The following is a 25,090-nucleotide window of genomic DNA, read 5'->3' on the forward strand; positions in this document are numbered from 1 at the left end:
TGAAACTCTCGCGTATACCGGCATGAGGATATGGGAGCTCGCAAGGCTGAATGTGGAGGATCTCAGGGGGGATATCTGTATGTGAGGTCAGAGAAAATGGAAAGGGATAGGCTTGTTCCTGTTCCCACCGACCTGGAAAAGGACCTCGTGGAATATATTTCGAGGTTTAGGATGCCTTCGGATCCCAGGGCACTGTTCACCACCGAAAAGGGGAGGATGGGATACTCATATTTGAGATCATTCATTTCACGCTTGGGAGCAAGGGTGGGCATAAAGGGACTGCATACACACCTCTTCAGGCATTACTATGCTTCTGAATTATACAGGATTACGGGCGATATCCGCTTGGTACAAATCCTGGTGAGGCATGCCCGCATAGAGACCACAACAATATATGAACATTTGACGACCAAGGAAGCTGTGGAGAAGGGAAAATCCGCAGTCGAGAAACTTTTTCGCGGGGGCGGGGATTTGATGCATGACTATCAAAAAACATGGGAGCAGCACAAAACAGATGGGAGCACTGGGATTTGAACCCAGATCTACGGGTCTCTTCCCGGTTCATAGTTCCAGTCACTCATCATTCAATCAGGTGACCCATAGTTAATCACAACCTGACTGGAGCCCGTTAGGATGCCTGATTACCCCATGCTCCCTTACGTCCTGTTGGCCCTCCTGGCCCTCTTGAGTCTCCTGATCCTCTTCTTTCTCCACTTCCATCGCATTTTTCCGCGTTTCTTCCAGTCCCTCGAGCTTCTCTTCAAGCATTCACCTCTGACAGATGCCCTTTTGCATTCGCCAGGTGGCCTTCGTTACCCTAAATAGTGAGCACTTATAAAAGACTTAACTATGCCAGCCGGTAAAGGGTGGACAGTGCCAGTCACCACCATGCGCCCGTGGGGACCCATGGGCAACCGCGTTCAGCTAGCCAATGTGATCTTGGCTTGACCTGCGCCCCATATCCCTTCTCCTAACAATGGAGGGAGACGGGGCCTGAAGCGCACCACCCCTTTCACATCACCTGGCCCCAGTGGCAGCCAGTGCCCCAGGCATACTGGCGGTTCCCCTAAATGTGAACTTCAGGCTGCCTGGGCCGTGGGCCCACCGGTTGGTGATCGTGTCCCATAGGTACCGGTGGGAGGCGGCGCGAGAGGGTGTTCCGAATAATCTGCCCTGGCAGGGCACTCAACATTTAATTACGCCGTAGCACTCTTCAGGACATGGAAGATGACATACTCTCATACCTGAGGGACCTCACAAAGACGATGCCCGACGAATCCATGTTCACAGATGCTGTCCGGGACCTCATCAAGGACTTCGTGAAGGAGGTGTTCAGGCGCAAGCTGTCAGAGGACCCCAAGCTGAGGGACGAGATGACGGATGCCCTGAAGACCTACCTGGAGGGCAAGGCGAAGGAGTACGAGGGGATAGCAAAGATGGCAAAGGTGACAGCAAAGCTGGGCATCCTCTCGACACCGAAGCAGGTCAGGGACGAAATGCTCTCGGAGTTCATAAACAGCTTCCAGAAGGAGATAGAGGAGATCGTCAGGAGGACCTTCTAGTCCTTTGAGAACCTCTTGACCAAAGTGGAACTCGAATTTAGATCGAAGAGCGTCAGTATTGATGGGTTCGGGGAGAAGTTCATCATCTTCTGGTACTCCGTCTGGGACTGCCAGGTGGAGGAGTTCACGTAACGGACGCCCCTGTAGTTACCCAGGTAGTGTGAGTGTATGTGGCCCGTTATGAATATGTCCGGGACCTCCTCGATGACGTGGTAGTCGTTTTCAGACGGTATAAGCGGGGTCTTTCCGCCGTAGCTGGGCACAAGATGCCTCCTCTTCAGTATCTCCTCTATGGCCTTGCCTATAGTCTGGAAGTTCACGCCAGGGATGAGCTCCACCATATCGTTCAGCGACATGCCGTGGTATATGAGCACGTTTTTGCCCTCCAGTCTAAGGTTGTATGGGTTTGGAAGCATGACCACGTTCCTGGGGAAGAGCTCCCTGATCCTGTGTGAGAACACAGGCTGGGGCTCCGCAAGCCTCACACTGTCGTGGTTGCCTGGCATGAGGAATATAGTGATATCCTCTGGAATTTCCGATACCAGTTCAGCCAGCGCCTCGTACTGCTCCAGGGGGTTCAGTAATTCCAGGTCGTTCTCCTGCCCCGGATAGACGCCTATGCCGTCAACCACATCGCCGCTCATTATCAGGTACCTCAGTGATTCGGCCTCTTCCCTGGAAGAGGATATCCATTTCACCATACTCCTGAAGTCATCGCGCCTGAAGGTCTTGCTCCCCACGTGGATATCCGATACCGACGCAACGTAGACTGGCGGCTTCCCTGTGTCGTCCATGACCCTCATCGGTATGTCTGGCCTCACCACCTCGTTTGCGAATATCACAGGAGTGCTGCTGTTCCTGCCCACGCTGCCTATCACCCCAATGACCTCGTCGTTCAGAATGAGCTCCCCGGCCAGGCCCCTGTCCTTCATGAGTATGACCTGTATTGTGTCCTCAAGATCCTCTATTGTCACCTTCTTGTGCCCGTTCCTGGTCACCTCGACGGACTGCACCATGCCTACGACCTTCACCTCGCCCTGGCTCCTCTTTGCAGTCTTTATGTCCACCGAGCCCCGCATCGTGGATGACGTGACTATGATCTTCTTGAGCTTCTCGTACCTGCTCACAAACATCTTCCTGAAGTCCTCCACGGAACTGTTGACCCTGATATCCGGAAGGCTCACCTCGTACTCCACATGGGGTACCTTTTCCTCACCCCTGATTAGCCTCAGCACCGTCTTCTCATCTATGTAGCCGGATGACTGGACCTCGTCTGTCAGAAGGTGAGGGATCATCTGCCCCATGCTTCTCTGCAGTATCAGGTTGAGCGCCCCTGGTGAGACTAAGATGCCATGGCTGTTGAAGAACTTCAGGATCCCGGCCCTGTCCTCGAAGAGGCTCTCCATACCGTACTGTCATTCCCTCTTGGTATTATATCCCTCGCACCAGCTGTTGCCGACGTATGGAAAAGATATAACCCACCCATGCATCGCCACTCTATGTCAAGGACAGAGGATGTCATAGGGTTCCTCGTGATGTCCTCGTTCTGGGCCCTGAACTACCCGCTCGTCAAGATAGCACTCCTCTATGAGGACCCATACTACCTCCTGGTCTTCAGGGTCCTCTTCGCTGCGGTGTTCTCGCTCGCCATCATGCACAGCAAGATCAGGATACCGGATGGCTGGAGGGGGCAGGCAAAGGTCGCTGTGCTGGGAATGCTGAACATAGTCCTGTTCATGGAGTTCTGGTTCGCTGGGGAGGCCACTGAGACCTCCTCGCTCTCATCGATAATAATATACACCTATCCCATACTGGCAACCCTGCTTGCGATACCGGTACTGGGCGAGAGGGTCTCCGGCACAAGGGGGCTGGGAGCAGCGCTTGGACTGGCTGGAGTGGTCCTGATATTTGTTGACCACCTTGTAGTGCACGCCTCTGCTGGCCTCTACTTCCTGATCATAGGCGCCCTGAGCTGGGCGTTTGGTACTGTTTACTACAGGAAGTACCTCTCGAAGTATGATCCAATCGCGGTCAACACGATGCAGTTCGTTTACGCACTACCCGTCACAGCGGTTGTGGCAGCATTCACTGGTCCGTTCAGCCTGGGCGGGTTCGGGTGGCAGTTCATAGGCATAACTGTCTACATGGGCTCCCTTGGGACATTCGTGGCGTACCTGATCTACCTGAGGCTCTACAGGAAGTATTCCGTATCGGCCATTTCCTCGTACTTCTTCCTTGTTCCAGCCCTTTCCATAGTCTTCGGTTACGCTATACTCCATGAGACAATATCAGCCATTTCAGCTGCTGGCTTCGTCCTCATTGGGATCGGCATATTCCTGACCTCCAGGGGGTCGGGGGCCAGGGTTAGGGGTACCGCTGCGGGCGCCACGAAGTGATGCCTGCATGTGCCCCGCCCGGCAACCGGGCCCCATTGCATGATCTGGACCCAGCCATGACTCCTCTCTTTGGATCCCGCTCTCTCCAGTGACCAGCTGCAGGGTGGCAGGTCGAAACCACATCCAGGCACTTTTGACGCCTGAGGATTAGTGGGAGATACATCATTCGCTTTCGGAGTGGACTGTGCGATTACAGTTCATGGTCTCGTAGGCTGCCCATGGCCTGCATTCCGTTACTTCAAGGGACAGTTAAGTTAAAGATAAATAAGGGTGATGCCATGTTTAACTTGCTTGCTGGAAGATCTCGATAATATCTGCCGGGCAGTGCAGAGCTGCACAAGCTGTGATCTCTACAGGAATCGGAAGAACCCTGTATGCGGCATAGGCACCCAGAGGGCCAGGGTCATGCTCCTCTCCGACGCACCCGGTTCTCACGAGGACGAGGAGGGCAAGCCACTGCTGGGCAGGAACGCTATCCTGCTGCTTAAGACCATGGAGGGCTCCGGCATAGACGTGCTGAACATATATTTCACCACAGCAATAAAGTGCAAGCCCAAGGTAGGAAGGTCACCGAGGATAAGTGAAATAGAGGCATGTGTGAAGCACCTGAGATCAGAGCTCCACTTGATCAGGCCGTCTGTGGTTGTGCCCATGGGCAGCGGCTCAACAAAGGCCATCAGCATCATAACGTCCACCACGGTTGAATACGAACAGAGGAACATCGGTAGGGTTTACTGGATCTCTGAATTCTTCGTTGTGCCACAGTACCACCCTGCATCGGTGCTGAGGAACCCGCAGCTTTTCCCGAAGTTCCGTTCCACATTCGATGTGGTGTCCTCCCTCCTCAGGGACCTGAACCGGGAAGGAATCGAGTTTGCCATTTCCAGGTACTGCCAGTCCCTGGGTTAGAAACAAACAAATATGTATGGTATTTAATCCATCTATGCAAGACGGCATCAGGGAGGCCATAGAATACCTGGGGAAGGTATACAGGGCCAGGGAGCCAGGGAGGCTGCAGGTGAAGGGCAACAGCAGTTCATATGAGATATCGCCCAGGAACATAATGCCCATAGAGGGGGAGTGGAGTGGCCTCATAGGGGTTGTCGATGGCGGTAACCAGGGCATTGTTGAAGGGCCAGGGTGCACCGTGCAGTTCAACAGGGTCTACGGCGGCATATGGGATTCCAGATCCGCTTCTTTCGTAGAAGAGTACACTGAGGAGTTCGTATCTGTGACTACTGTGGGGAGCGGAGAGGTGAAAACCGCCCTCATGCCACTCAGCGGGGCCCATGCCTTGCCAAGGGAAGAAGACCTGGTCTTCAGGGCAGGTGACCCGTCCCTGCTGGGCCCCTCCGGGAGGATGGACATGTCCCTTCTCTCCTCTGTGGCGAGGAGGTTTTCCGAGAGGTCGATGGCCTCCTTCATCTCTTCCAGGCTCAGTGATGGGTCCGTGCTGCTTCTAGACGGCACCCTGCAGAGCACATTCACCAACGAGAGCGCCTACCTGTCCAACCTTGTTTCCAGGTGCCGTTCCAGGGGCGTCTTCCTGAGCGCACTGGCGAAGACCTCGAACATGGTGACCGACACGGGAGTGCCCCTCTACCATGCTGTGAGCACTGCGGAGCGGCAGTCCCTGGTCAGGCCCCCGTGGTTCATGCCTCTGGCCGACATCTACTTCAAGGACCACAAGGTGAGGATGCACGCTGTTAGGATGCACCCCATGGGCCGCATATTCAGGTTCGAGATGAACCTTGAGCAGGCGCTGGAACTGGAGAGGGAAAAGAGGACAGGAGAGGTCATGAGCGCACTCCTATCCACCTCACTTGACCCGGTCTCGCCAGGATACCCGTACTGCCTTGTCCATGCCGACACGATGGCCAGGGTGACCGGCGATGAAGCGAGCATGCTGAGGGCCCTGGCAGTATCTTCTGCCTTCGATGCTGGCCTCGGCGACATGCTCCAGGACATAGTGGAGAGCGTCGATTACCATGATGTCCTGAACACCTTTGTGGGGGGTGGCGACAGTGGCCTCTGAGGTGGCCGGGCAGATCATCGGCGGTACCATGGGCGAGGTGCTCATCAGGGAGAAGAGCGATTCGAACATAGAGCTCGGCGACCTCCTGGTCACAGGGACCAAGGAATCGTTCACCATACTGCAGGTCTTCGACATAAGGTACGGGAGCCAGATACCTGAGCTCACCAGGGAACTGGCCGCTGGCCTTATCCTCGAGGGCAGGGGGGAGAGGGTAAACTTCCTTGACGAGGCCCTCAGGAACTACAGGGTCGTCATGGCCAGGCCCATAGCGAACGTGACAGGCAACACCGTGAGGACTCCCAAGAGACTCCCGCCCTTCTTCTCCACAGTGAGGCACGTAACAAACGAAGATCTACGCTTCCTGGAGACAGATCCCAGGGGCAAGGTCTTCATAGGCAACGTGAGGAGCGGCTCGAAGGTCCTGGACATAAAGGTGCACATACCCGGCGAGGAGATGTTCACACACCACGTGCTGGTGGCAGCAACAACAGGGCGCGGTAAGAGCAACCTCGTGAAGGTCATGCTGTGGAGCATAATAGGCACGGGGAAGTTCGGGGTGCTAGTCCTCGACCCGCATGATGAGTACTACGGCCGTTCTGGACCCGGCCTGAAGGACCACCCGGAGGCGAAGAGGTTCGTTAGGTACTACTCACCCAAGCCGCCACCAGGGCAGAACAGCCTCGTAATAAACATATCGAGCATAGAGCCGGAGCACCTGGAGGGCATCATAGACCTCACAGACCCGCAGAGGGAGGCCATAGCGATATACAGGAGGAAGCTCGGCAACCACTGGGTGGAGAACATAATAAAGGGTGTGGTGGAGGAGAAGGTCCCTGAAAGGTCCATATCAGTGCTGCAGAGGAAGTTCAGGGTTGCACTGGGCGTCTACTATGAGGACAACCAGTTCAAGACCAACAACGACACCTTCTCCGTGTCATCAGGGGCGTCCACGCTCGACCAGATCGTCTCTGACCTTGTCTCCGGAAAGGTCGTGATAGTGGATACCTCCAGGCTCACGGACGAAGGTGAGCTTCTTGTGGGTAGCATGATAGCGAACAAGGTGTTTTCAAGGTACAGGGATGCCAAGGGCTCTGACGACTTCAGGCACCTGCCGCCTGTGAGCATCGTGATCGAGGAGGCGCCCAGGGTGCTGGCCGAGGACAAGATAGTGGAGGGCGATAACATATACTCGACCATAGCGAGGGAGGGCAGGAAGTTCAAGGTTGGCCTCCTGGCCATCACGCAGCTGACCAGTGTGATACCCAGGACGGTGCTGACCAACATGAACACCAAGATAATCCTGGGCAACGAGATGGCATTGGAGAGGAGCGCCATAATCCAGAGTGCAGCCCAGGACCTCTCCACTGAGGAGAGGAACATAGCCAGCCTGGACAAGGGGGAGGCCATAGTGAGCAGCATATTCACCAGGTTCGCCGTGCCAGTTTACACGCCAGAGTTCGAGAAGTTCATATCCTCCGCCAGGAATGTTAAGAAAGACGCGGAGCTGGTGGTGGAATGAGCGGGTTATTCGCGCATGCAGCTGACCTGCACCTGGGCGCCATGAAGGACCGCGTGCTCAGGGAGCAGGAGAGGGAATCGCTGAGGCGGCTGATCGACACTGCGATCGAGAGGGACTACGACTTCATACTGCTGAGCGGGGACATTTTCCATGTGCCCGTCCCAGATATGGAGACAGCGACGTTTGCGACGCAGCAGTTCATGAGGTTCAGGGAGACGGGCAAGATGATATACGCGATCTACGGCTCCCATGACTATTCCCCGACGGACGCTGCACTCATAGAGGTGCTGGAGGCTGCTGGCGTCCTCAGGAGGGTGGGGAGGCCGGAGAAGTACCAGGGGATGTTCAGGCCCTCCATCGTCAGGGACAGGGACGGCCTCCTGATAACTGGGGTGTCTGCAAGGAAGAATGCACTTGAGAGGAACTACTTCGAGATCCTGGACAGGGAATACCTGGAGTCACAGGACGGGCCGGTTGTGTTCGCTTTCCACTCCGGCGTCACGGAGATGCTCCCCCAGTACCTGAGCGGCATGGAGAGCGTGCCGCTCTCCCTGTTCCCGAAGAACCTGTGGTATTACGCTGGAGGGCACATACACGTGAGGTACGAGAATGACTTCCCCGGGTACGGGAGGTTCGTGTTCCCCGGGCCCCTTTCGCTGGGCTACGGTGAAGACCTGGAGAGGGCTGCCAGGGGCGACAGGAGGGGCTTCTTCGAGGTGAGCATAGGGAGCAGGCCGGAGACACGCTTCGTGGAGACCGGGCTCCTCCCCATGAAGTTCGCTGACATCGACGTGGATTCCATGAGCTCGGAGGCGGCCAACAGGAAGATCGACAGTGAACTGTCCGGCCTGGACATGAAGGGATACTACGTGATAGTGAAGATCCACGGCACTCTCTCCTCCGGAAAGACCTCAGACATAGATACCGCAAGGATAAGGGGCCAGGTGGAGGGGGCCGGTGCCATAGGCGTGCAGATAAACAGGCACGGCCTGGAGAGCAGGGAGTTCGCTGACATAAGGGTGCAGGGCACAAGCAACGAGGAGATAGAGGTGAACACCTTCAGGGAAAACATAGACACACTGAAAATTTCATCCCCGGAGCTCACGGGGGAGAGGGGGCTCGGCCTTGCCCTTGAACTCCTGAGGGTGCTGAGGGTGGACATAAAACCGGGCGAGCAGAAGTCCACATACGAGAAGGGCATGTTGAGCCAGGCGAAGCGAATACTGGGGGTGGAGCAGTGAAGATCCTCTCCCTTGAGATGAAGAACATAAGGAGCTATGTGGAAGAGAGAATAGACTTCCCCGAAGGGAACATACTCTTTGAGGGTGACATAGGTTCTGGAAAGTCCACAATCCTGATGGCAGTGGAGTTTGCACTGTTCGGACTGGGCGACACCAGGGGGGATTCCCTTCTGCGTGTGGGGGAGGACAGGGGGAGCGTTACGCTGAGGTTCAGCGTGGACGGGAAGGAGTACGAGGTGCACAGGGAACTTGAAAGGTCCAAAAGAGGTGGTGTCCAGCAGACAGGCAACAGTTACATAGTCGCTGACGGCCGCAAGCAGGTCCTGTCAGCGACGGAGCTGCGCTCCAAGGTCATAGAGATACTTGGCTTCAACGAGCCACAGAGCAGCAGGAGCAGGAGCCTGATATTCAGGTACGCAGTCTTCACCCCACAGGAGGAGATGAAGAACATACTGAGCCTGCGGCAGGACGAGAGGCTGCAGACCCTGAGGAGGGCCTTCCACATAGAGGACTACAAGATAGCCAGGGACAACGCAGAATACGTTAAGAGGGCCCTGGACTTAGAGAGGCAGGCTGAAGAAACGCTCTCCAAAGGCCTGGAGGAGAGACAGAGGGAGATAGGGGACCTTAAGGAAAGAAAGGGTGAGCTCGAGAGGTCTCTCCAGAAGGTGAGGTCCGAGATGGAGGCGCTCAATGAAAGACTCAGGGCTATCATGGAGGATGAAACCATGGCAGATAGTGCCCTCAGGGAGGTCAGCGACAGGATCTCGAAACTCGAGCAGCTGGGCGATTCAAAGAAGAGGATTGAGGCCGAACTGAGGAAACTCGAGGACGATAGGAGGAAGGCTGCCGAAGAGATTAGGAGGCTTGAAAGGAAGAAGGGGGAGGTTGTTGCTGAGGATCCCGGGATCGGCCTGGAAGAGGCCAGGGCCCGGGAGGATGAGATAAACAGGAGACTCAAGGCGGTTACAGAAGAGATTGCATCCCTGGATGGCGAGAGGAGGGCCGTTGAGGCCAGGATAAAAGGAAAGCAGGATGCACTTAGGAAGGACGAGGAGAGGCTCAGCAGGATCAGGAGCACAAGGAGCGAAATTCAGGGGCGGCTGGAAGGCCTGGGTGCCGTGGAGATAGAGGGTGATGAAAGTGAACTGAATTCACGGCTCCGTGAGATAGAGAGGGATATTGACAGGGCCACTCTTGAGATCGGCACCCTGAGTAACCAGATCGAGAACTTCAGGAGGCTTGAGGAGACCGGAGTGTGCCCCACCTGCAGGCGGCCCGTGAGCAGAGGTGAGTACGAGAGTGAGAGGGTGAGGCACCAGGATGAGCTGAAAAAGGCAGAGGAGAAGAGGGACGCACTGAGAGCAGAGAAGGATGAGATAAGCAGGAGGCTAGATAGCATCAGGGAAATGCGCATGAAACTGGGGGAGCGCAGGCACCTTGAGGAGCAACTGGAGGTATACCGGGAACAGGAGAAGGAGGTGAGCAGGGAGATAGGGGAGATCAGGGATGAACTGGAGAAGTACAGCGGGGAGCTCGAAAGGCTCCGCAGTGAAATAGAGAAGAGGGGAGAGGAGAAGAGGTCGCTGGAGGATAATCTCAGAGACGCTGAGGGTAAGGTCAGGGCAGCCATGAATTACCAGAGGGCCATGAGTGAGGTCAGGGAGATCTCTGCAAGGCTGGAGAGCCTGGAGGTTGAGGTCAGGCGGATGGATGAGCAGATAAAGGCTAAGAGAGAGGAGATCGAGAGGTATGCGGCCGATCTCCAGCCACTTGAGAACCTGAGGTTGGAGAGAGTGCGGAGGGAGAAGGAATTACAGGACCTCAGGGACAGGGAACGCTCGACCGTTGGTGCCATAAGAGAGTTGACTGGGACCATTAGTTCAAAAGAGACTGAGATGGCCAGCCTGGATAGGGAGATACAGAGGGCGCAAAGTGAACTAGATGAGAGGGTGGCGCACAGGGACAGGGCCAGGAAGATAGGCTCCATAGTCACATGGATCGAGGGGTTCTTCATACCTGCAGTGGAGAGCATAGAGAAGCAGGTAATGTACGCCCTGAACCAGGAGTTCAACCACCACCTGAGGAGGTGGTTCAGCACGCTCGTAGATGACCACTCCAAGGACATCAGGGTGGACGAGAGCTTCACGCCCATAGTGGAGCAGGACGGCTTCGAGATGGACGTGAACTACCTGAGCGGTGGGGAGAAGACGAGCGTTGCGCTCTCCTACAGGCTAGCCCTGAACACGCTTGTGAGGAGCACCTCCACCACAAGGAAGCCTGACACACTCATCTTGGATGAGCCAACTGACGGCTTCAGCATCCAGCAGCTCTACAGGATGAGGGACATACTGATGCAGATGAACATACCGCAGATCATAATCGTATCCCACGAGAACGAGCTCGAGAGCTTTGCGGACCACATAGTGAGGGTCATGAAGGAGGGGGACGTTTCAAGGGTCATAGTTTAGGGCCTGTGTGCTGAAGGGCGTGAAAGTATGCCAACGACTTTATCATTTCTGCAGAAAACACTCGATTATTCGCAATGGAGGGCCGTAGGGTGCTCACAGGCAACATGAACTTTTTTCATGACACTCCCTGGTGCAAGTGAACTGCAGCCGTAAGCAGGTATGAATTGATCGCCACGGGAAATCCCCATCGCCTTAAGGCGCCTGGCCTTGCAAGTGACCGGATAAACGGATCCCCCTTCATTTGTGTAAAATATTTTTCATAGATCCATCCTGCTGAAACACATTCATTGAAACGTTTTTCACCTCACTATTAATGTTGTCAAGAAAATTATATAACTTCATGTCAATGAGATTGGGATGTCTGAACAGACCGTGGAGACAGTGAGGCTAAGAAAGAGTCTGTCCTCGCTCGATATATTCCTGATCAGTTTCACCGGCATGGTCGGTTCAGGGTGGCTCCTCGGTGTCCTGGCCGGCAATGAATACGCAGGCCCCGGGATCATAGTGACCTGGGTAATAGGCGGCGTATTCTTCATGGTGCTGGCCATCATATTCAGCGAACTGGGCACCATGTTCCCGTTCAGCGGCTCTCTCGTCAGGTTCAACCACTACTCCCACGGCCCCATAAGCAACTTCTTCCTGGGCTGGGCTTACCTGATAGGTGCCATAGCCACACCGCCCGTTGAGGCGGCAGCGCTGACGGGCTTCATATCCTCATTCGTGCCTGGCCTCTATAATTCCAAGGTTTCGCTGCTTACGCCCCTCGGGGTGCTTGTGGCCGTTGCAATCCTCGGGACATTCACCTTCATACAGTATGTGGGCGTCAATGTGTTCGGGAAGGCGAACGCAGGCATGACCTGGTTCAAGATAGCTGCAATAATCCTAACGATCATCTTTGCACTCTCCCTGATCTTCCACGCATCCAATTTCTTCCAGTACAGGGGAGGTTTCCTGCCGTACGGCGGCTCCTCGCTCTTCGCTGCACTCGTACCCTCGGGCGTCGTCTTCTCCTACGAGGGCTTCAGGCAGGGCCTCGATTACGCAGGTGAGACCAGGAATCCGAAGAGGTCTGTGCCCATAGGAATGCTGGGGGCAATAACCGCCGCGATGGCCGTTTACATACTACTCCAGCTGGCCTTCACAGGGGGGATATCGTGGAGCGCCGCGGGCGTGAAGCCCGGTGACTGGTCTGCACTGGGCACCTCTCCATGGGATGCCAACCCATTCTACTATGAGTTCAGGAGCACAGGCATCCCACTCCTCGTTGGCTTTTCCATAGTGCTTCTCATCGCATCCGTGGTGTCTTCGGCGTCCACGCTGGGGGCATACTCAGGGACCTCCGGAAGGAGCTTCTTCGGCATGTCCAGGCTATCCTACTTCCCGGAGATCTTCGGGAGGCTCCACCCAAGGTTCCAGACGCCTTGGATTTCCATACTCCTCACCTTCGTCATAGGCATATTCTTCCTCCTGCCCTTCCCCAGCTGGTACGCCCTGGTGAGCATCGACGCCTCTTTCACAGTTTACGCATACCTGGCAGCCGGCATCAGCAACACGGTGCTCCGCAGGACGATGGGGGACTATGAGAGGCCATTCTCAACTCCCCTCTCCGCAGTCCTCTCACCCATTGGCTTCATAGTGGCCTCGCTCCTCGTCTACTGGTCAGGCTGGAGCACCATATCTGTCCTCCTGGTGGTTGTGAGTGCCGGCCTGCCGCTGCTTCTGTTCAGCGCGTACGGGAGGAGGGCGCTCGGCATAGGGCTCTATCCCGCAGTGACCTTCGGTACCACCTACTGGGCAGCCCTGGCCGCAGTGGGAGCGCTGTACTTCACAGGCACAATCGGGTTCACATACTTCTGGGCACTTTATACAGCCCTGGAGGTGGCTGCGTACATCTATCTCCGCCTGTCAGCCTCATCCGGCATAGATGCAGTGAGGGCATCACTGTGGGTCGTAATCTATAACTCAGGCCTGGCACTGGTATCCTACTACGGCTCCCTGGGCACAGGCGTGGTTGGATACCCCTGGGACTACATCATCGTGGCGCTGTTCTCCCTGGCAGTATACTTCATAGCCGTGAGGACAGGCTACGAGCCGCAGGAACTCAGGGCCTACAGGGAGAGCGGTTACCTGGTGGAGGAGTGATCATCCGCTCCATCCCCCTCTTTCCCACCGACAAGCCTGGGCCTGCCTCTGCCCACCACGTACCTGCTTGTGGCTATCTGCTCCAGTGACAGGCCCCTGGTCTCTGGCGTGAAGAACACAGTGAAGACAAGTGCGACCACCATGAGGACGAGGAGTATCTCGAAGAAGACCAGCTTGCCCAGGGAGTGGGTTATGTAAGGGAACTCGAATGCGCTCAGAAACGATACGAACCTCGTTATGGAGGTTGCCGCACCCATGGATGTGCTCCTGAGCTTGGTCGGCAGCATCTCTATGGCATAGAGGCCCATGGTGTTCCCCGGGCCCAGGTTGCCTATGCCATACCATATTATGAGGCCCACTATGCCCACGGGCAGCAGGTACACGAACCTGGCACTTATGGAGACGAAGAGCATTGCCAGTGCCATTCCGCCGAATCCGATCATCTGCAGGGGCCGCCTGCCGAAGGAATCGTTGAGGTATGCTGCACCCAGTGCACCCAGGAAGCCCGGCACGTAGAGAAGGGCGCTGAACCATATGGATGCCGCATGCTTTATCCCGAGGTCGGAGAGGATGAGGGGAGAATAGAGGCCGAAGCCGTAGCCCGCTATGTCATAGAGGATCCACTGTACCCATATGACCAGTGTCCTCTTGAGGTAGTCACCCCTGAAGAGCGCCGATATGGAACCAGGCGATGTGGATCTCTCCTGCTCCCTCTCCCTGAGGAGCGCCCTGATGTCCTCCTCGCTGAGGCCTGACTGGGATGACAGGGCCATCGCCTCCGAAACTGCACCCTCTCCCTTCTCCACTATCTTCCACCTTGATGACTCTGGCATGCGCGTCCTGAGCGCTATCACTATAACAGCGGGTACTGCACCTATCCCGAGGGCATAGCGCCAGGAGGTGAGCGGGTTGTGGAGGTAGAACAGGTAGCCGATGAGGAAGGCGACCCCTGCCCCAATGCTCCAGAATGCCCATATCCAGCCGTACCCCCTGCCCCTCCCCCCGTTGGGGTACATTTCAGATGCGAAGACTGGGCTGAGCGCGTAGTCCGCACCCACTCCCCACCCGACGAAGAACCTGAACACGATCATCTGTACGATGTTCGTGGCAAGTGCGCTCAGGATGGCGAAGACGGCGAAGAATATCAGGTCAAATATGTACAGGTACCTCCTGCCGATCCGGTCAGAGTAGTGGCCGAATAGCAGTGCACCGACCATCGCGCCTAGCAGGGCGGAACCTGATACGAAAGCCTCCTCGAACTCCGTGTACTTAAATATGTTGAAAGTCACGAGCACATAGGTGAACACGGATATGACGCTAAGGTCATAGCCGTCCAAAAAATAGCCCATGGCTGAAACGACTGTGTATGTGCTCCTCCTTGGGATGTGAACGCCTTCTGCTTCCCTCACAGGACATACAGGCAGTGTCTTGGCTTAATTTTTTCTTATTGAAAATAAATATACCGCCTGAGGGTAAAGACCACAATGGTGGCTGTCCCTCCAGGGCACCGCAGCCCATGCATCCAAACCCACCCCATATCTGTGCCAGGGGTGTGGGCCAGAGGGTCACTCCCTCTGGTCGATGGGCACGTACTTCTTATCCACCTCGCCCACGTAGTTGTCCAGGGGCCTGAACAGCCTGTTGTTCTGCCAGTACTCGAAGAGGTGGGCGCACCAGCCGACCATCCTGCTTGCCGCGAATATGGGCGTGAAGAGCTCTGCAGGCACGTCTATTGCCCTGTAGAGCGGCCCTGCAAAGAAGTCTATGTTGGGCCATATGCCCTTGGTCTTGGAGAGCTTCTCCAGCATGAGCTTCTCCGCACGCAGTGCAATCTGCAGCAGCCTTGAGACCTCCTCAGATGGGTTCCTCTCCTGGTAGAGTTCAAGGTACTTCCTGACTATCTTTGCCCTCGGGTCGTAGGCCTTGTAAACCCTGTGCCCGAAGCCCATGATCCTCCTCTTCCCCTCCAGGGCCTCCTCAATGTAAGTCTCGGTGTTGTCAGGGTCGCCTATGGAGTACATCATCCTGAGGGCGGCCTCATCTGCTCCCCCATGGAGGGGGCCCTTGAGGGTGGCGGCCCCAGCCGTGACGGCAGCGTAGACGTCGGCCAGAGTGGAGCCGGTGACGAGGGTGGAGAAGGTCGATGCGTTGCTCCCGTGCTCGGCGTGTAGTATGAACATGAGGTCGATTAACTTCGCAGCCATCTCGTCCGGCTTCTTACCCGTGAGCATGTAGAGGAAGTTGGCAGAGTGGTCGAGGGAGCTGTCCGGGGGCACGTAGTCCTTGCCCTGCCTGTACCTGCCCATGTAGGCCACTATGGACGCTGTCTTTGCGATGAGCTTGATGGCCCTCCTTATGTTTGCCTGCTGTGACTTGTCCTCCGGGTCCTCGTCATATATCGAGAGCGAAGAGATGCATGTCCTGAGGACGTCCATGGGGTGTGCCCTCCCGGACATCTCCTCCACTATATCGAAGACCACAGGCGGCACGTCCCTCTCCGCCTTAAGCCTCTCCCTGAAAGCGGAGAGCTCCTTCCTGTTTGGCAGTTTGCCGAAGAGTAAGAGGTAGGAGACCTCCTCATAGTTCGAGTTCTCAGCCAGCACCTCAATGGGGTATCCCCTATACCAGAGGCGCCCGTTGGCGCCGTCTATCTTGCAGAGAGTTGTCTCCGCTATGTATATGCCTTCAAGTCCCCTGCTGATTGTGATCTCCTTGCTCTCCATACGACAGATAACGTTAAGATGGTACTTATTTCTATCCATACGGTAAAATTTCCTGCACCATTTATTAACGGTGAAAGTATGTATCACCCATGGCCAGAAGGACACTGATGCATGTGGGCCCATCAGTGGGCAACCTGGATGTACAGATATCCTCAGTGGTCCCGGACGTGGGGTTCGCGTCCCCAGAGTTCGTGGGCTGGATGGCGAATGCCCTGGAGGGTGCCAGGTATGTTATGGGTGTCTCCAGGAACTACTCCTCCTTTGTCCTACCGTACAGCGGCACTGGGGCCATGGAGAGCGTCACATCGCTCCTCAGGAAGGGCGAGAGGGTGCTTGTCGCGAGCAACGGTGTGTTCGGGGACAGGTGGGAAGGCATACTCTCAAGGTATCCCGTCAGGTATAAGTTCCTGAGGAGCGAGCCCGGGAAGGCAGTTTCGGTGCAGGAGATAGACAGGGAGCTGCAGAACGGTTACGACGTATTCATAACCACGCACGTGGAGACAAGCACAGGAGTGAGGATGCCCATCGAGGAGGTCTCGAAGGTGGTCAGGGACAGGGTATCGCTCATCGTTGTGGACGGCGTCGCCAGCGTTGGGGGCGAGGCTGTGAGTGCGGAGGACTGGAAGGTGGACGTATTCTTCACCGCTTCACAGAAGGCGGTGGGTGCGCAGCCGGGAACGTCTCTGATGGTGTGCTCTGGCAGGGCCATGGAGAGGCTCGGCGGGGAGAGCATGGCACCCTTCTACCTGGACCTCCGCAACTGGAAGCCCATAATGGATGGCATGGAGACTGGCATAGGTGGCTACTTCGCCACCCCGCCTGTGGGGGCTGTTGCCTCGCTCTCCAGGGCAATGGACCTGATCAGGAACGAGGGCATGAAGGAGAGGGTGAGGAGGCACGAAAGGGTTGCATCCATAATCAGGGAGGGGGTGGAGGAGATGGGCCTCCGCGTCCTGGCCGAGGAGGGGCTGAGGAGCAACACCGTCACCGCGGTGCTGCTTGACAGGGAGGGCGCAGGCGAGATAGTGAAGAGGTCCATGGAGCTTGGGATAGAGTTTGCCACCGGGCCACACCCGGCACTCAGGGACAGGTACTTCAGGATCGGCCACATGGGCTGGGTGCAGGAAAAGGACGCCTTTGCAGCCCTATCGGTCCTAAGGAGAGTCGTCTCCTGACCGTGGCCTGAAAATGAACCTGCACACCTTACCATTTTCCGCTATTGTGTGGCTCACCTGCACATCCATGCCGGTGACGCAGCTGAGCATCTTCCTCTCCATGCCGCAGGCCTCCCTGACCCTGCGGGACACGAAGAGTATGGGGCAGTTGAACTGGAGCAGCTCGTAACAGCCCACCCCCTTTATCAGCTGCGGCATGTAACCGTCTTCCTCCCTGAGCCCCTCGATGCGCTTCATGAGCTCCTCGCCCTCCAGGCCAGAACATTTCAGGGAGTAGGCCTGCGCCTGCACCTCGTACCTTGCGCTGATGAAGTCCGTGATCACGGAACGCCTCCCATCCCTCTCCAGGTAGTCAATGAATTCCGTGAGGAGCTTCCCGTATGAGGCCTGCAGGATCGTTTCGGCCCTGTCCGTAAGGAAGAATATGTGCATGGGCCTGCCAACGCCCTGCCTCACCTCCCTCCTTCCGACTATACCCTTCTCCTCCAGGGAGGCCAGGCGCTTCAGGGCCCCCATCCTTGTCATCGAGACTTGTGAGGCCACCTCGCTCAGTGACATCTCCCCGAACCTCTTCAGGGCCCCTATTATCCTGAGATCCCTTTCAGCCGGATCCTCACGCATCGGTTACACAGGGCGACCACATATTTGAAATTTGACGGTTTTCCCCGGGAAGTGCCCTCCATGAATCGGCATGCAGGATGGAATGGGGTTAAGGTCGCCCCGGAGGGCCGCCACCCCCATGCTCTCCTTTGCCACCCTCTTCCCTGGCCTTCCCTTCGACGATCTCTATGGTCCTGGCCCAGTTCAGGAAGCAGGTAGCCAGCAGGTCCTTGCCGAAGTCGTCGTCCACTTATGCCACCCCCAGGTACCTGCTGAAGAACTTCACCGTCCTGTCCCAGGCGTCCTCAGCTGCCTCCTTGTTGTAAGTAGGCCTGGTCTCATTGAAGAAAGCGTGGACACACCCCTTGTATATCTTCATCTCAAACTGCTTCTTCGACTTCACCATGGCGTCCACGAGCTCCGGAAGGCCAGCGTTTATTCCCATGTCCTCGCCTGCGTACAGCCCCATAACAGGGCACTCTATGTTCCTCACGTTCTCTATCGGTTTCGGGTTCGAGCCGTAGAAGATCACGGCTGCCTGTAGCTTCTCCTCCGTCACTAGCTGGAATGTCAGACCGCCTCCCATGCAGAAGCCTGTGGCACCCACGTGCGATGGGTCAACAAACGGCTGGGCCCGCACATGGGATACCAGGGCCCTCAGGTCATCGACCATCTGCCTCTCCAGCTGCTGCCGGCCGTTGAAGACTATCTCCACAACCTTCCTGCCGGTTTCATCCAGCTGCTTCATGACCTCCTCTACCTTGGCCCTGTTCTGCCTTTCCTCGGGTGTCAGGCTGAAGAACTTGTACATTGCGTTCTCTATGTTCTTGGGCGTGAGCACCGACTTGTGCCTCGTGTAAAGGTTAGGGGCAAAGGCAGCGAAGCCTTTCTCTGCAAACCTCTTTGCCACACCCCTGATCTGGTCCTCCAGCCCCCAGATCTCATGCGTCACTATCACTGCAGGGGCCCTGCCGCTGTCAGGAGTTGCGACATAGAGCTCCACCTGCGTCCCGTCAGATCCCTTAAAGGTTGTCTCCGTTGTCTTTACCATGCTCTATAGATGCAGGTGTGCACATAAATACCTTAGGCATGCGGTAAAATCGAAGCGGGCAATGTTTCCCCTGTCCCCGATGGTACAAGGTGCAGTGCAACCGGGATATGGTGCCGCTTTGTGTTCCAGCCATAGAGCAGAGGAGCCCGGGTATCCAGTAAAGCATGCCAGCGTGGAAAATATTATGACTGGATCCAGATAAAGGATACAGATTTATTCAAAGGATACATTCACCACCTGAGCCGGAGGGATGGGAATACCGGAAATATCTGACAGGGAATGGATATACATCAGGACCATGGCCATGTTCAGGAAGCTCGGTGTCCAGGAGACCCTCGAGAACATAAGGAAGGCCATGAAGTTCTACTGGGGAAAGGACTACAGGGTCAGGAGTGAGGCCAGCCTTGTCAGGAAGGTACCCAACTTCAACGATCTCCTTGAGAGGGAGATGCAGACCCTCTCTGAGGAGGAACTGCAGAGGATGAGGGAGGCCCTGTCTGATTCGTACCTTACCATATCCAGGGCCGCCGACGTCTGCGATATCGACCGGTCCATGCTAAGGAGGCTTGTCGACGAAGGGACGATACCGCACATAGAGGTGGAGAACCCCTACTACTCTAGGGCTGCACCAATGAGGCTCGTCAGGCTCTCCTCCGTTAGGAAGTGGATGGAGGAGAACCCGAAGGCGGTGGAGATATCCAGGAAGATAGCCCACGCCGCGAAGAAGGCCAGGGACACCAGGAAGAGGAGGGAGGAGGAGAAGAGGCAGGAGACCATACAGAGGCTCCAGGAGCTGCTCGTGAGGGTGAAGGAGATAGCGAAGAGTGACCCCGTGCCCCTGCTCGCGTTCTGGCTTAAGATACTCGAGCTCTTCAGGGTTGACAAGAAGTCGGTGGCCAGCCTCTTCCAAGAGGCCATATACCAGGCTACTGCGTACGAGAGCGTGGACAGGGTAACGCTGTCCCACATCATGGAGGTGTACGACGACACTCATCCCGTGCTGTGCAAGGACTGCTTCAACAATGCCAAGAGCCTGGGGATGAGTTCCTCTGAATATGCAAGGAAGATAGGCACCTGCGAGAACTGCAAGGAGGTCACGGAGGTCATTAGCCTCGGGCATTATGATGAGGTCACATTCCACTCACCGGTCTACGATTTCTCCTTCGTCATTGACCATGGCCTCGTGAGGAGAATAATATCAGCCAGGCCTGACATAGAGGTTGCGGAGAGGATCAGGGTCTTCAGCGACAGTGGCAGCTTCCTTGACGAGCTGCCCGTTGAGATCGTGCCGTATTCAATATCAGAGATAATAGCGAACATAAAGGGGTGCCTCAGCGCTATCAGGTCTGGCAGTACCGGGGTGTGAAGGAACGCAACACCTGCGGTTCTACCAATGCCAGAATCACGGGGTTTCAATTTGGGTCATTCTAGATTATGATACATTCAGTAGGGTGTGTTTACCCTGAGAGGCTGCCGCTAACTTCTCCCTGGAGGAGCTGCAGTATCATGGTTCCTCCTGGCAATATTCAGTATTTATCCAACCATTCCTGAAGAGTGAGATACCCAATTAATTTGCTCAAACCTTTCTGACCTTATCTTTTCGATAGCCCCCATGGCAGGGATGTGCTTCACTTGCTAACGGCTTAGCTGTGTTATGTAAGTCTACTTACAAATAATTAAGTTAACTTCACAGATACCCTGATATGCCCCTTAAGAGCAAGGTGCTCAGGTTCCATGACCTCCTTCCCCTCTCAGTTTCCAGCGTCGCGCCCGCGTTCAGCATTTCAGCATCTCTAGGCGCCCTCTATTCCTACGCTGGAACTCACCTGCTCTTTGTGGTCGTCACGCTCTTCCCATCGTTCTTCATTTCCTCCCTGGCCCTCAGGATGCTCAACTCAATATCCCCAAACGCAGGTGCCTCATACCACTGGGGTAACAGGTTCATAGGGCCAAGGTACGGTTCACTGCAGGCCTGGATAGTCACTCTGGCATACTTCCTCTCGATCCCGCCAATCGTTCTTCCAGCCGCACAGTACACACTCCAGCTACTGCACATACTCGGTCTCAGCACGGGAAGCAGTGGGCTCTTGCTTGCCGTCACCGGGCTGGCATGGATATGCATTTCGTCAGCGATCCTGATCACTGGGGCCAGGCCCACGGCCCTCCTCACACTCCTCTTCCTGCTTGTGGAGGGCTTCATAATAGCCTATTCCTGCCTGGTGGGGCTGGAGGCACTTGGATCGCATGCCTCTGTGAAGGTCAGACCGGAATGGTTCATAGAGCCTACAGCGGGCATCATGCCAGCCTTCCTGGTGGGGGCCACTATAATGGATGGCTGGGAGATAGACAGCTACGCAGCCGAGGAGGCCATTGAGCCAAAGTACCACCCTGGGAAGACGGGGATCCTGGGCCTCGTCATGGTTACGTGCATATACCTGCTGCTCATGCCTCTCATACTTTCAGAGACTCCAGGTACACTCCTAGCCTCTTCGCTGGACCCGCTCTACACATGGATCAGCACAGTGTCGCCTGGAAGCGAGTTTTCAGTTGTCCTGGCCGTCGTCCTCAGCACCGCCACCTCGCTCTGGCTCACCGCGTTCATTCTCAGCAGGGCCTGGTTCTCACTTGGCAGGGACCGCATATTCCCGAAGGCTTTCGAGAAGACTAACAGGAGGGGCGCACCCATCATACCGGTACTGGTCATGATGGTACCTGTGGCCGCCATAGACTTTGCGGTGAGCCTATCCCCGCACGTCTTCTCTTACTTCTCCGTCCTCCTTGGGTTCAGCGGGCTATTCCTCACGCTGGAGTTCATGTTCGACAACGCGACCTGTGCTTGGGTCTCTGCCAGGAACGGCAGGAGGGTTATGGCTGTGGCAACAGGAGTGAACGCAGCCTTCCTCTGCTCACTGTGCGTATACTACACAGTCTACTCCGGCCTCACGTCTCTTCTGATCCTCGCCCTGTTCATCCCCACTGCCTTCCTCATACGCAGGGGTGAGAGGGTTCCGGCTGCAGCACAGTGAGAGCCACTACTTCACTGTTTCCCTGAGCCTCTCTATCCTCTCCCTGAGGCTCGGGTGAGTCCTTGTTGACCTGTCCCCCTCAGGCAGTGAGTTCAGTTCACCCATCCATACCAGGGCGCGTATGAACTCCCTGGCCATTTCCGGATCAGTAGAGAGGAACATGTCGGCCCTGAACTCGCTGGCCCTCCTCACCCTTGGTACAACCACAAGGTAGAAGAAGAGGATTACCAGGAGGGAGACCGCCACCATGACCAGCGATAGGGCAAAGTCAAATGAGGACAGAACGCAGACGGGCGTAAGGAGCGATGCGAGAATGGAGAGTGAGAGGACGTAGAGCTTCAGGCCGTCCCTGTTCACTATGTGGCCCAGCTCGTGCCCAACGACGGCCGTGATCTCGCTCGTGCTCATGGACTCCACCAGTGGCCTTGTCAGGACCACCACCGGGTCTATAAGGCCTATGGTGTATGCGTTTGCACTCCTCGCATTCCTCTGCACAAGTATCTCCGGAAACTTCCTGATCTTGCTGCCCCACCTGTGCATGATATCAAGGAGCAGGGAGGCGTCGAGGGACAGGTAGCTCTGCTTCATCTTCCTTAGGCCCCTCTCCACAAGCACCGGGTATATCGAGTACGCCAGGAGTGCCAGGGCGGAAACGGAGGGCACAGCGACCTTGAGGGCTGTGACCACGCTGGCCCTGCCGGGGTTCAGCTCAAGGAACGCTGATCCCAGTGCCATGAATATGAGGAGCTTCCACCTCCTGTACACTGATGCCAGGAATGATATCCTGGCATCCCCTCCAGAGGCCCTGGATATCATTATGGAGCCCGCGAGGAACACTGCTGTGCCTGAGGCAAGGAAGATGCCAGCAGAGACGGAGGGGGCAAAGGGCCTCAGGGCCAGGGCTACTGTCAGGAACGATGCCACCGTAACTATATATGCGGAATCCCAGAACAGTGCCACCCTTCCGGTGCTGTTCTGCGATCCGGCATCCAGGGAGCCAGACCCCCCTTGGACGCAGGCCATGTACTGATAGCAGGCGTACATCTCAGGCACTTCCGATCCGGCTGGCAGCACCGGGCTCCAGCCATGTCTAATGACATATCGAGAATAAAAATATAACCCTGATGTCGGCTTTCCGGAAAAAGAAACACAGGATCCCGGCATTCCGCTGGCAATGGGTTCCAGTTCTGCAGAGGAAACCGCACGTGGAACAGAGGCCTGGCTACGTAAGCGCCTGTGTGAGAGCCACAGGCGCCGGCCGCACATGGCCCCGGGAGGCCATGCGGTCTTCCTATATATAATATATCTTGACTATATATTCTCCGAATTTATTGGGAGCATGTTTATAGTTTAAGTGTCAATCCCACACTGTATGCCTGAGATCGAACGGACAGATAGTATACTGAAACTGGCAGATACCGCCCCCACTGGGAGGTTCCACCTGAGGGCAGTACTGGTGGCCAGCATGGGCTTCTTCACAGACGCCTATGACCTCTTTGCGGTTTCAACTGCACTGCCCCTGATAGTCAGTGTGTTCGGCGTGACGAACCACTTCACACAGGGCCTGATCGGGGCAGCCGCACTTATAGGGGCTGTCATAGGTGCACTGGTGTTCGGGAGGATAGGGGATGTTATGGGGAGGAAGTACGTCTACGGCTTCGAGATGGCGATCCTTGTGGCCTTCGCGGTCCTCTCCGCCCTCTCGAACAGCGTGTTGATGCTGATAGCAACGCGCCTTATTCTCGGCATAGGTGTGGGTGGTGACTACCCGATCAGCTCCACGATCATGAGCGAGTACTCGAACATCAGGAGCAGGGGTAAGATGGTGCAGGCGGTGTTCGCCATGCAGGGTTTCGGCCTTCTCCTCGGGGCCGCAATCGGTATCCTGTCCATACACGTGCTCCCTGCCGCTGAGTCCTGGAGGCTCATGCTCGGGTTCGGTGCCATACCGGCTGCATCGGTCATATACCTGAGGAGGAAGATAAGGGAGACGCCAAGGTATTCATTGCACACAAGGGGAGACGTGGCGGAGGCAAAGAAGGCCATTGAAGACATAGTGGGTTCCACTGTCGGGACCGGCGGCAGTGGGACGGCACCGGGAAAGGTCCGCATGTCAGCGCTCTCAAAGTATGCAGCCCTCCTGGTCGGCACAGCGGGCAGCTGGTTCCTCTTCGACATGGCCTTCTACGGCACGTCCATAAACAACTCGATAATATTCAGTGCCATGGGCTACGGCTCCGCTGCGAACCCTGTTATCTCTGCCCTCCACACAGCAGTGGGGAACATGATCATCGCGGCGGCCTTCGAGATACCTGGGTACTGGATCGCCTTCGGCCTCATTGACAGGGCCGGAAGGAAGCTCCTCCAGTGGACAGGCTTCGGCATAATGGGAGCCATATACCTCACGTTCGCCATCGCCTATGCACCACTGAAGGCTGACCTCCCGCTGTTCCTGGGCATGTACGGCATGTCCTTCCTGTTCGGCAACATAGGGCCCAACTCCACCACCTTCATACTCCCAACCGAGCTTTTCCCCACACAGCTCAGGACCACAGCACACGGCATATCCGCAGGTTCAGGAAAGGCAGGAGCAGCAATATTCACGTTCGCGCTACCGTCACTGGAGGCGGCCCTGGGCCTCAACGGTGTCTTCGCAATGCTCTCAGCCTTCTCGCTTGTGGCGGCAGCCATGACCATACTGCTGATCAGGGAGACAAAGGGGAAGAGCCTGGAACAGGCAAGCCAGCAGAGCACCATCGCATCCTGAAAGGATGCCGTGGTGCCTTTTGAGACTTCGAACCGACTTTTCAAATTTTCTGCTCTTACTGATGGTGCATTTATCTTAGCATGGGGGAGAATGCCCTGTTTTGTCCCATACGTGCAGGCGGTCCTGATCTGCTCGGCACATTCCCCTAGGAAAGCACGTTCCGGACCGCGTAATGTTAAGCGTCCACGGGGGCTAAAGAGTACAGGTTGCTGGAGGCCCCAGGGACGCTCGGCCAGCGCAGAGACTTACCGGCATGGACTGAGAGTGTGCACCCTGTTCGAAGGCAAGTAAGGGGTTACGGCTGCAGGCCATTGAAAAATGCCCCTGGGAAATGCCGGGCCCTTTGTGGCATCTGCGCCTGTAATGACCGTGGGACAGGTCG

20 protein-coding genes and 1 tRNA gene are annotated in these 25,090 nt (G+C 56.2%); 13 read left to right on the forward strand and 8 right to left on the reverse strand.

What is annotated here, in order from left to right; all coding sequences use genetic code 11:
* The first annotated feature begins 30 nt into the window (after nt 1-30).
* Nucleotides 31-534, forward strand: a complete 504-nt coding sequence (locus tag IEW66_RS08750; protein ID WP_188681144.1) for a tyrosine-type recombinase/integrase — start codon at nt 31-33, stop codon at nt 532-534.
* On the opposite strand, the gene IEW66_RS01535 is transcribed toward IEW66_RS08750, so the two are convergent.
* Nucleotides 516-656, reverse strand: a tRNA-Trp gene (locus IEW66_RS01535). The genes IEW66_RS08750 and IEW66_RS01535 overlap by 19 nt on opposite strands.
* A 564-nt stretch (nt 657-1,220) precedes the next feature.
* On the opposite strand from IEW66_RS01535, the gene IEW66_RS01540 reads away from it, so the two are divergent.
* Nucleotides 1,221-1,562 (forward strand): nitrite reductase, encoded by a 342-nt coding sequence (locus IEW66_RS01540; protein ID WP_188679717.1) that lies wholly within the window; start codon nt 1,221-1,223, stop codon nt 1,560-1,562.
* Here the strand turns inward: IEW66_RS01540 and IEW66_RS01545 are convergent.
* A complete protein-coding gene (locus IEW66_RS01545; RefSeq protein WP_188679719.1) occupies nt 1,559-2,968 on the reverse strand; it encodes a DNA-directed DNA polymerase II small subunit in 1,410 nt (469 codons plus the stop codon). The genes IEW66_RS01540 and IEW66_RS01545 overlap by 4 nt on opposite strands.
* Nucleotides 2,969-3,061: 93 nt before the next feature.
* Here IEW66_RS01545 and IEW66_RS01550 point away from each other — a divergent pair, with 93 nt between their 5' ends.
* The 7 genes from IEW66_RS01550 to IEW66_RS01580 all read left to right on the forward strand — a co-directional run bounded on the left by IEW66_RS01550 (nt 3,062) and on the right by IEW66_RS01580 (nt 13,366).
* Nucleotides 3,062-3,958 carry a DMT family transporter gene (locus IEW66_RS01550; RefSeq protein ID WP_188679721.1) on the forward strand — a complete coding sequence of 299 codons (897 nt, stop codon included), beginning with the start codon at nt 3,062-3,064 and terminating at the stop codon, nt 3,956-3,958.
* A 324-nt stretch (nt 3,959-4,282) separates the two neighbouring features.
* Entirely contained in the window at nt 4,283-4,867 is a 585-nt protein-coding gene (locus tag IEW66_RS01555) for a uracil-DNA glycosylase (RefSeq protein ID WP_229657423.1), read from the forward strand.
* Nucleotides 4,868-4,901: 34 nt separating this feature from the next.
* Nucleotides 4,902-5,993, forward strand: a complete 1,092-nt coding sequence (locus IEW66_RS01560; RefSeq protein ID WP_188679725.1) for a DNA double-strand break repair nuclease NurA — start codon at nt 4,902-4,904, stop codon at nt 5,991-5,993.
* Nucleotides 5,983-7,512 carry an ATP-binding protein gene (locus tag IEW66_RS01565; RefSeq protein ID WP_229657424.1) on the forward strand — a complete coding sequence of 510 codons (1,530 nt, stop codon included), beginning with the start codon at nt 5,983-5,985 and terminating at the stop codon, nt 7,510-7,512. Before IEW66_RS01560 ends, IEW66_RS01565 begins: the two co-directional genes overlap by 11 nt.
* Nucleotides 7,509-8,753, forward strand: a complete 1,245-nt coding sequence (locus IEW66_RS01570) for a metallophosphoesterase family protein (RefSeq protein WP_188679727.1) — start codon at nt 7,509-7,511, stop codon at nt 8,751-8,753. Before IEW66_RS01565 ends, IEW66_RS01570 begins: the two co-directional genes overlap by 4 nt.
* The gene (locus tag IEW66_RS01575; protein WP_188679729.1) at nt 8,750-11,224 is read left to right on the forward strand and encodes an AAA family ATPase; all 2,475 of its coding nucleotides are present in this window, start codon (nt 8,750-8,752) and stop codon (nt 11,222-11,224) included. The genes IEW66_RS01570 and IEW66_RS01575 overlap by 4 nt, the downstream gene beginning before the upstream one ends.
* A gap of 357 nt (nt 11,225-11,581) precedes the next feature.
* A complete protein-coding gene (locus IEW66_RS01580) occupies nt 11,582-13,366 on the forward strand; it encodes an APC family permease (protein WP_188679732.1) in 1,785 nt (594 codons plus the stop codon).
* Here the strand turns inward: IEW66_RS01580 and IEW66_RS01585 are convergent.
* Together IEW66_RS01585 and IEW66_RS01590 are read right to left on the reverse strand one after the other, a co-directional pair.
* Entirely contained in the window at nt 13,348-14,775 is a 1,428-nt protein-coding gene (locus tag IEW66_RS01585; protein WP_229657425.1) for an MFS transporter, read from the reverse strand. The genes IEW66_RS01580 and IEW66_RS01585 overlap by 19 nt on opposite strands.
* 156 nt (nt 14,776-14,931) lie before the next feature.
* Nucleotides 14,932-16,089 (reverse strand): citrate synthase/methylcitrate synthase, encoded by a 1,158-nt coding sequence (locus IEW66_RS01590; protein WP_188679734.1) that lies wholly within the window; start codon nt 16,087-16,089, stop codon nt 14,932-14,934.
* 89 nt (nt 16,090-16,178) lie between these two features.
* On the opposite strand from IEW66_RS01590, the gene IEW66_RS01595 reads away from it, so the two are divergent.
* Nucleotides 16,179-17,264 (forward strand): aminotransferase class V-fold PLP-dependent enzyme, encoded by a 1,086-nt coding sequence (locus tag IEW66_RS01595; protein ID WP_188679736.1) that lies wholly within the window; start codon nt 16,179-16,181, stop codon nt 17,262-17,264.
* Here IEW66_RS01595 and IEW66_RS01600 read toward each other — a convergent pair.
* The 3 genes from IEW66_RS01600 to IEW66_RS01610 form a co-directional block, all read right to left on the reverse strand.
* Nucleotides 17,244-17,885 carry a helix-turn-helix transcriptional regulator gene (locus IEW66_RS01600; RefSeq protein WP_188679738.1) on the reverse strand — a complete coding sequence of 214 codons (642 nt, stop codon included), beginning with the start codon at nt 17,883-17,885 and terminating at the stop codon, nt 17,244-17,246. The two genes, IEW66_RS01595 and IEW66_RS01600, sit on opposite strands and share 21 nt — an antisense overlap.
* 88 nt (nt 17,886-17,973) lie before the next feature.
* Nucleotides 17,974-18,114 (reverse strand): hypothetical protein, encoded by a 141-nt coding sequence (locus IEW66_RS01605; RefSeq protein WP_188679739.1) that lies wholly within the window; start codon nt 18,112-18,114, stop codon nt 17,974-17,976.
* Nucleotides 18,115-18,915, reverse strand: coding sequence for a dienelactone hydrolase family protein (locus IEW66_RS01610; RefSeq protein ID WP_188679741.1), 801 nt, complete (start codon nt 18,913-18,915; stop codon nt 18,115-18,117).
* Between the two features lie 250 nt (nt 18,916-19,165).
* Here IEW66_RS01610 and IEW66_RS01615 point away from each other — a divergent pair, with 250 nt between their 5' ends.
* Both IEW66_RS01615 and IEW66_RS01620 read left to right on the forward strand, forming a co-directional pair.
* Nucleotides 19,166-20,281, forward strand: a complete 1,116-nt coding sequence (locus IEW66_RS01615; RefSeq protein WP_188679743.1) for a helix-turn-helix domain-containing protein — start codon at nt 19,166-19,168, stop codon at nt 20,279-20,281.
* A gap of 337 nt (nt 20,282-20,618) precedes the next feature.
* On the forward strand, nt 20,619-21,941 hold the full coding sequence (locus IEW66_RS01620) for an APC family permease (protein ID WP_188679745.1): 1,323 nt from the start codon (nt 20,619-20,621) through the stop codon (nt 21,939-21,941).
* A 6-nt stretch (nt 21,942-21,947) separates the two neighbouring features.
* Here the strand turns inward: IEW66_RS01620 and IEW66_RS01625 are convergent, their stop codons facing one another.
* A complete protein-coding gene (locus tag IEW66_RS01625) occupies nt 21,948-22,985 on the reverse strand; it encodes a M48 family metallopeptidase (protein WP_188679747.1) in 1,038 nt (345 codons plus the stop codon).
* Nucleotides 22,986-23,313: 328 nt separating this feature from the next.
* Between IEW66_RS01625 and IEW66_RS01630 the strand changes: the two genes are divergently transcribed.
* Entirely contained in the window at nt 23,314-24,708 is a 1,395-nt protein-coding gene (locus IEW66_RS01630; RefSeq protein ID WP_188679749.1) for an MFS transporter, read from the forward strand.
* Nucleotides 24,709-25,090: the final 382 nt, after the last annotated feature.

Origin of the sequence: Thermogymnomonas acidicola (genome assembly GCF_014646795.1) — an archaeon.
Lineage (GTDB): Archaea > Thermoplasmatota > Thermoplasmata > Thermoplasmatales > Thermoplasmataceae > Thermogymnomonas > Thermogymnomonas acidicola.

Excerpts from the sequence above, each read along its gene's own strand:
- IEW66_RS01570 (WP_188679727.1), top strand. The coding sequence starts at position 7,509 with ATGAGCGGGTTATTCGCGCATGCAGCTGACCTGCACCTGGGCGCCATG.
- IEW66_RS01625 (WP_188679747.1), bottom strand. The coding sequence starts at position 22,985 with ATGTACGCCTGCTATCAGTACATGGCCTGCGTCCAAGGGGGGTCTGGC.
- IEW66_RS01545 (WP_188679719.1), bottom strand. The coding sequence starts at position 2,968 with ATGGAGAGCCTCTTCGAGGACAGGGCCGGGATCCTGAAGTTCTTCAAC.
- IEW66_RS01580 (WP_188679732.1), top strand. The coding sequence starts at position 11,582 with ATGTCTGAACAGACCGTGGAGACAGTGAGGCTAAGAAAGAGTCTGTCC.
- IEW66_RS01560 (WP_188679725.1), top strand. The coding sequence starts at position 4,902 with ATGCAAGACGGCATCAGGGAGGCCATAGAATACCTGGGGAAGGTATAC.
- IEW66_RS01630 (WP_188679749.1), top strand. The coding sequence starts at position 23,314 with ATGCCTGAGATCGAACGGACAGATAGTATACTGAAACTGGCAGATACC.
- IEW66_RS01600 (WP_188679738.1), bottom strand. The coding sequence starts at position 17,885 with ATGCGTGAGGATCCGGCTGAAAGGGATCTCAGGATAATAGGGGCCCTG.
- IEW66_RS01615 (WP_188679743.1), top strand. The coding sequence starts at position 19,166 with ATGGGAATACCGGAAATATCTGACAGGGAATGGATATACATCAGGACC.
- IEW66_RS01595 (WP_188679736.1), top strand. The coding sequence starts at position 16,179 with ATGGCCAGAAGGACACTGATGCATGTGGGCCCATCAGTGGGCAACCTG.
- IEW66_RS08750 (WP_188681144.1), top strand. The coding sequence starts at position 31 with ATGGGAGCTCGCAAGGCTGAATGTGGAGGATCTCAGGGGGGATATCTG.
- IEW66_RS01590 (WP_188679734.1), bottom strand. The coding sequence starts at position 16,089 with ATGGAGAGCAAGGAGATCACAATCAGCAGGGGACTTGAAGGCATATAC.
- IEW66_RS01550 (WP_188679721.1), top strand. The coding sequence starts at position 3,062 with ATGTCAAGGACAGAGGATGTCATAGGGTTCCTCGTGATGTCCTCGTTC.
- IEW66_RS01610 (WP_188679741.1), bottom strand. The coding sequence starts at position 18,915 with ATGGTAAAGACAACGGAGACAACCTTTAAGGGATCTGACGGGACGCAG.
- IEW66_RS01620 (WP_188679745.1), top strand. The coding sequence starts at position 20,619 with ATGCCCCTTAAGAGCAAGGTGCTCAGGTTCCATGACCTCCTTCCCCTC.
- IEW66_RS01540 (WP_188679717.1), top strand. The coding sequence starts at position 1,221 with ATGGAAGATGACATACTCTCATACCTGAGGGACCTCACAAAGACGATG.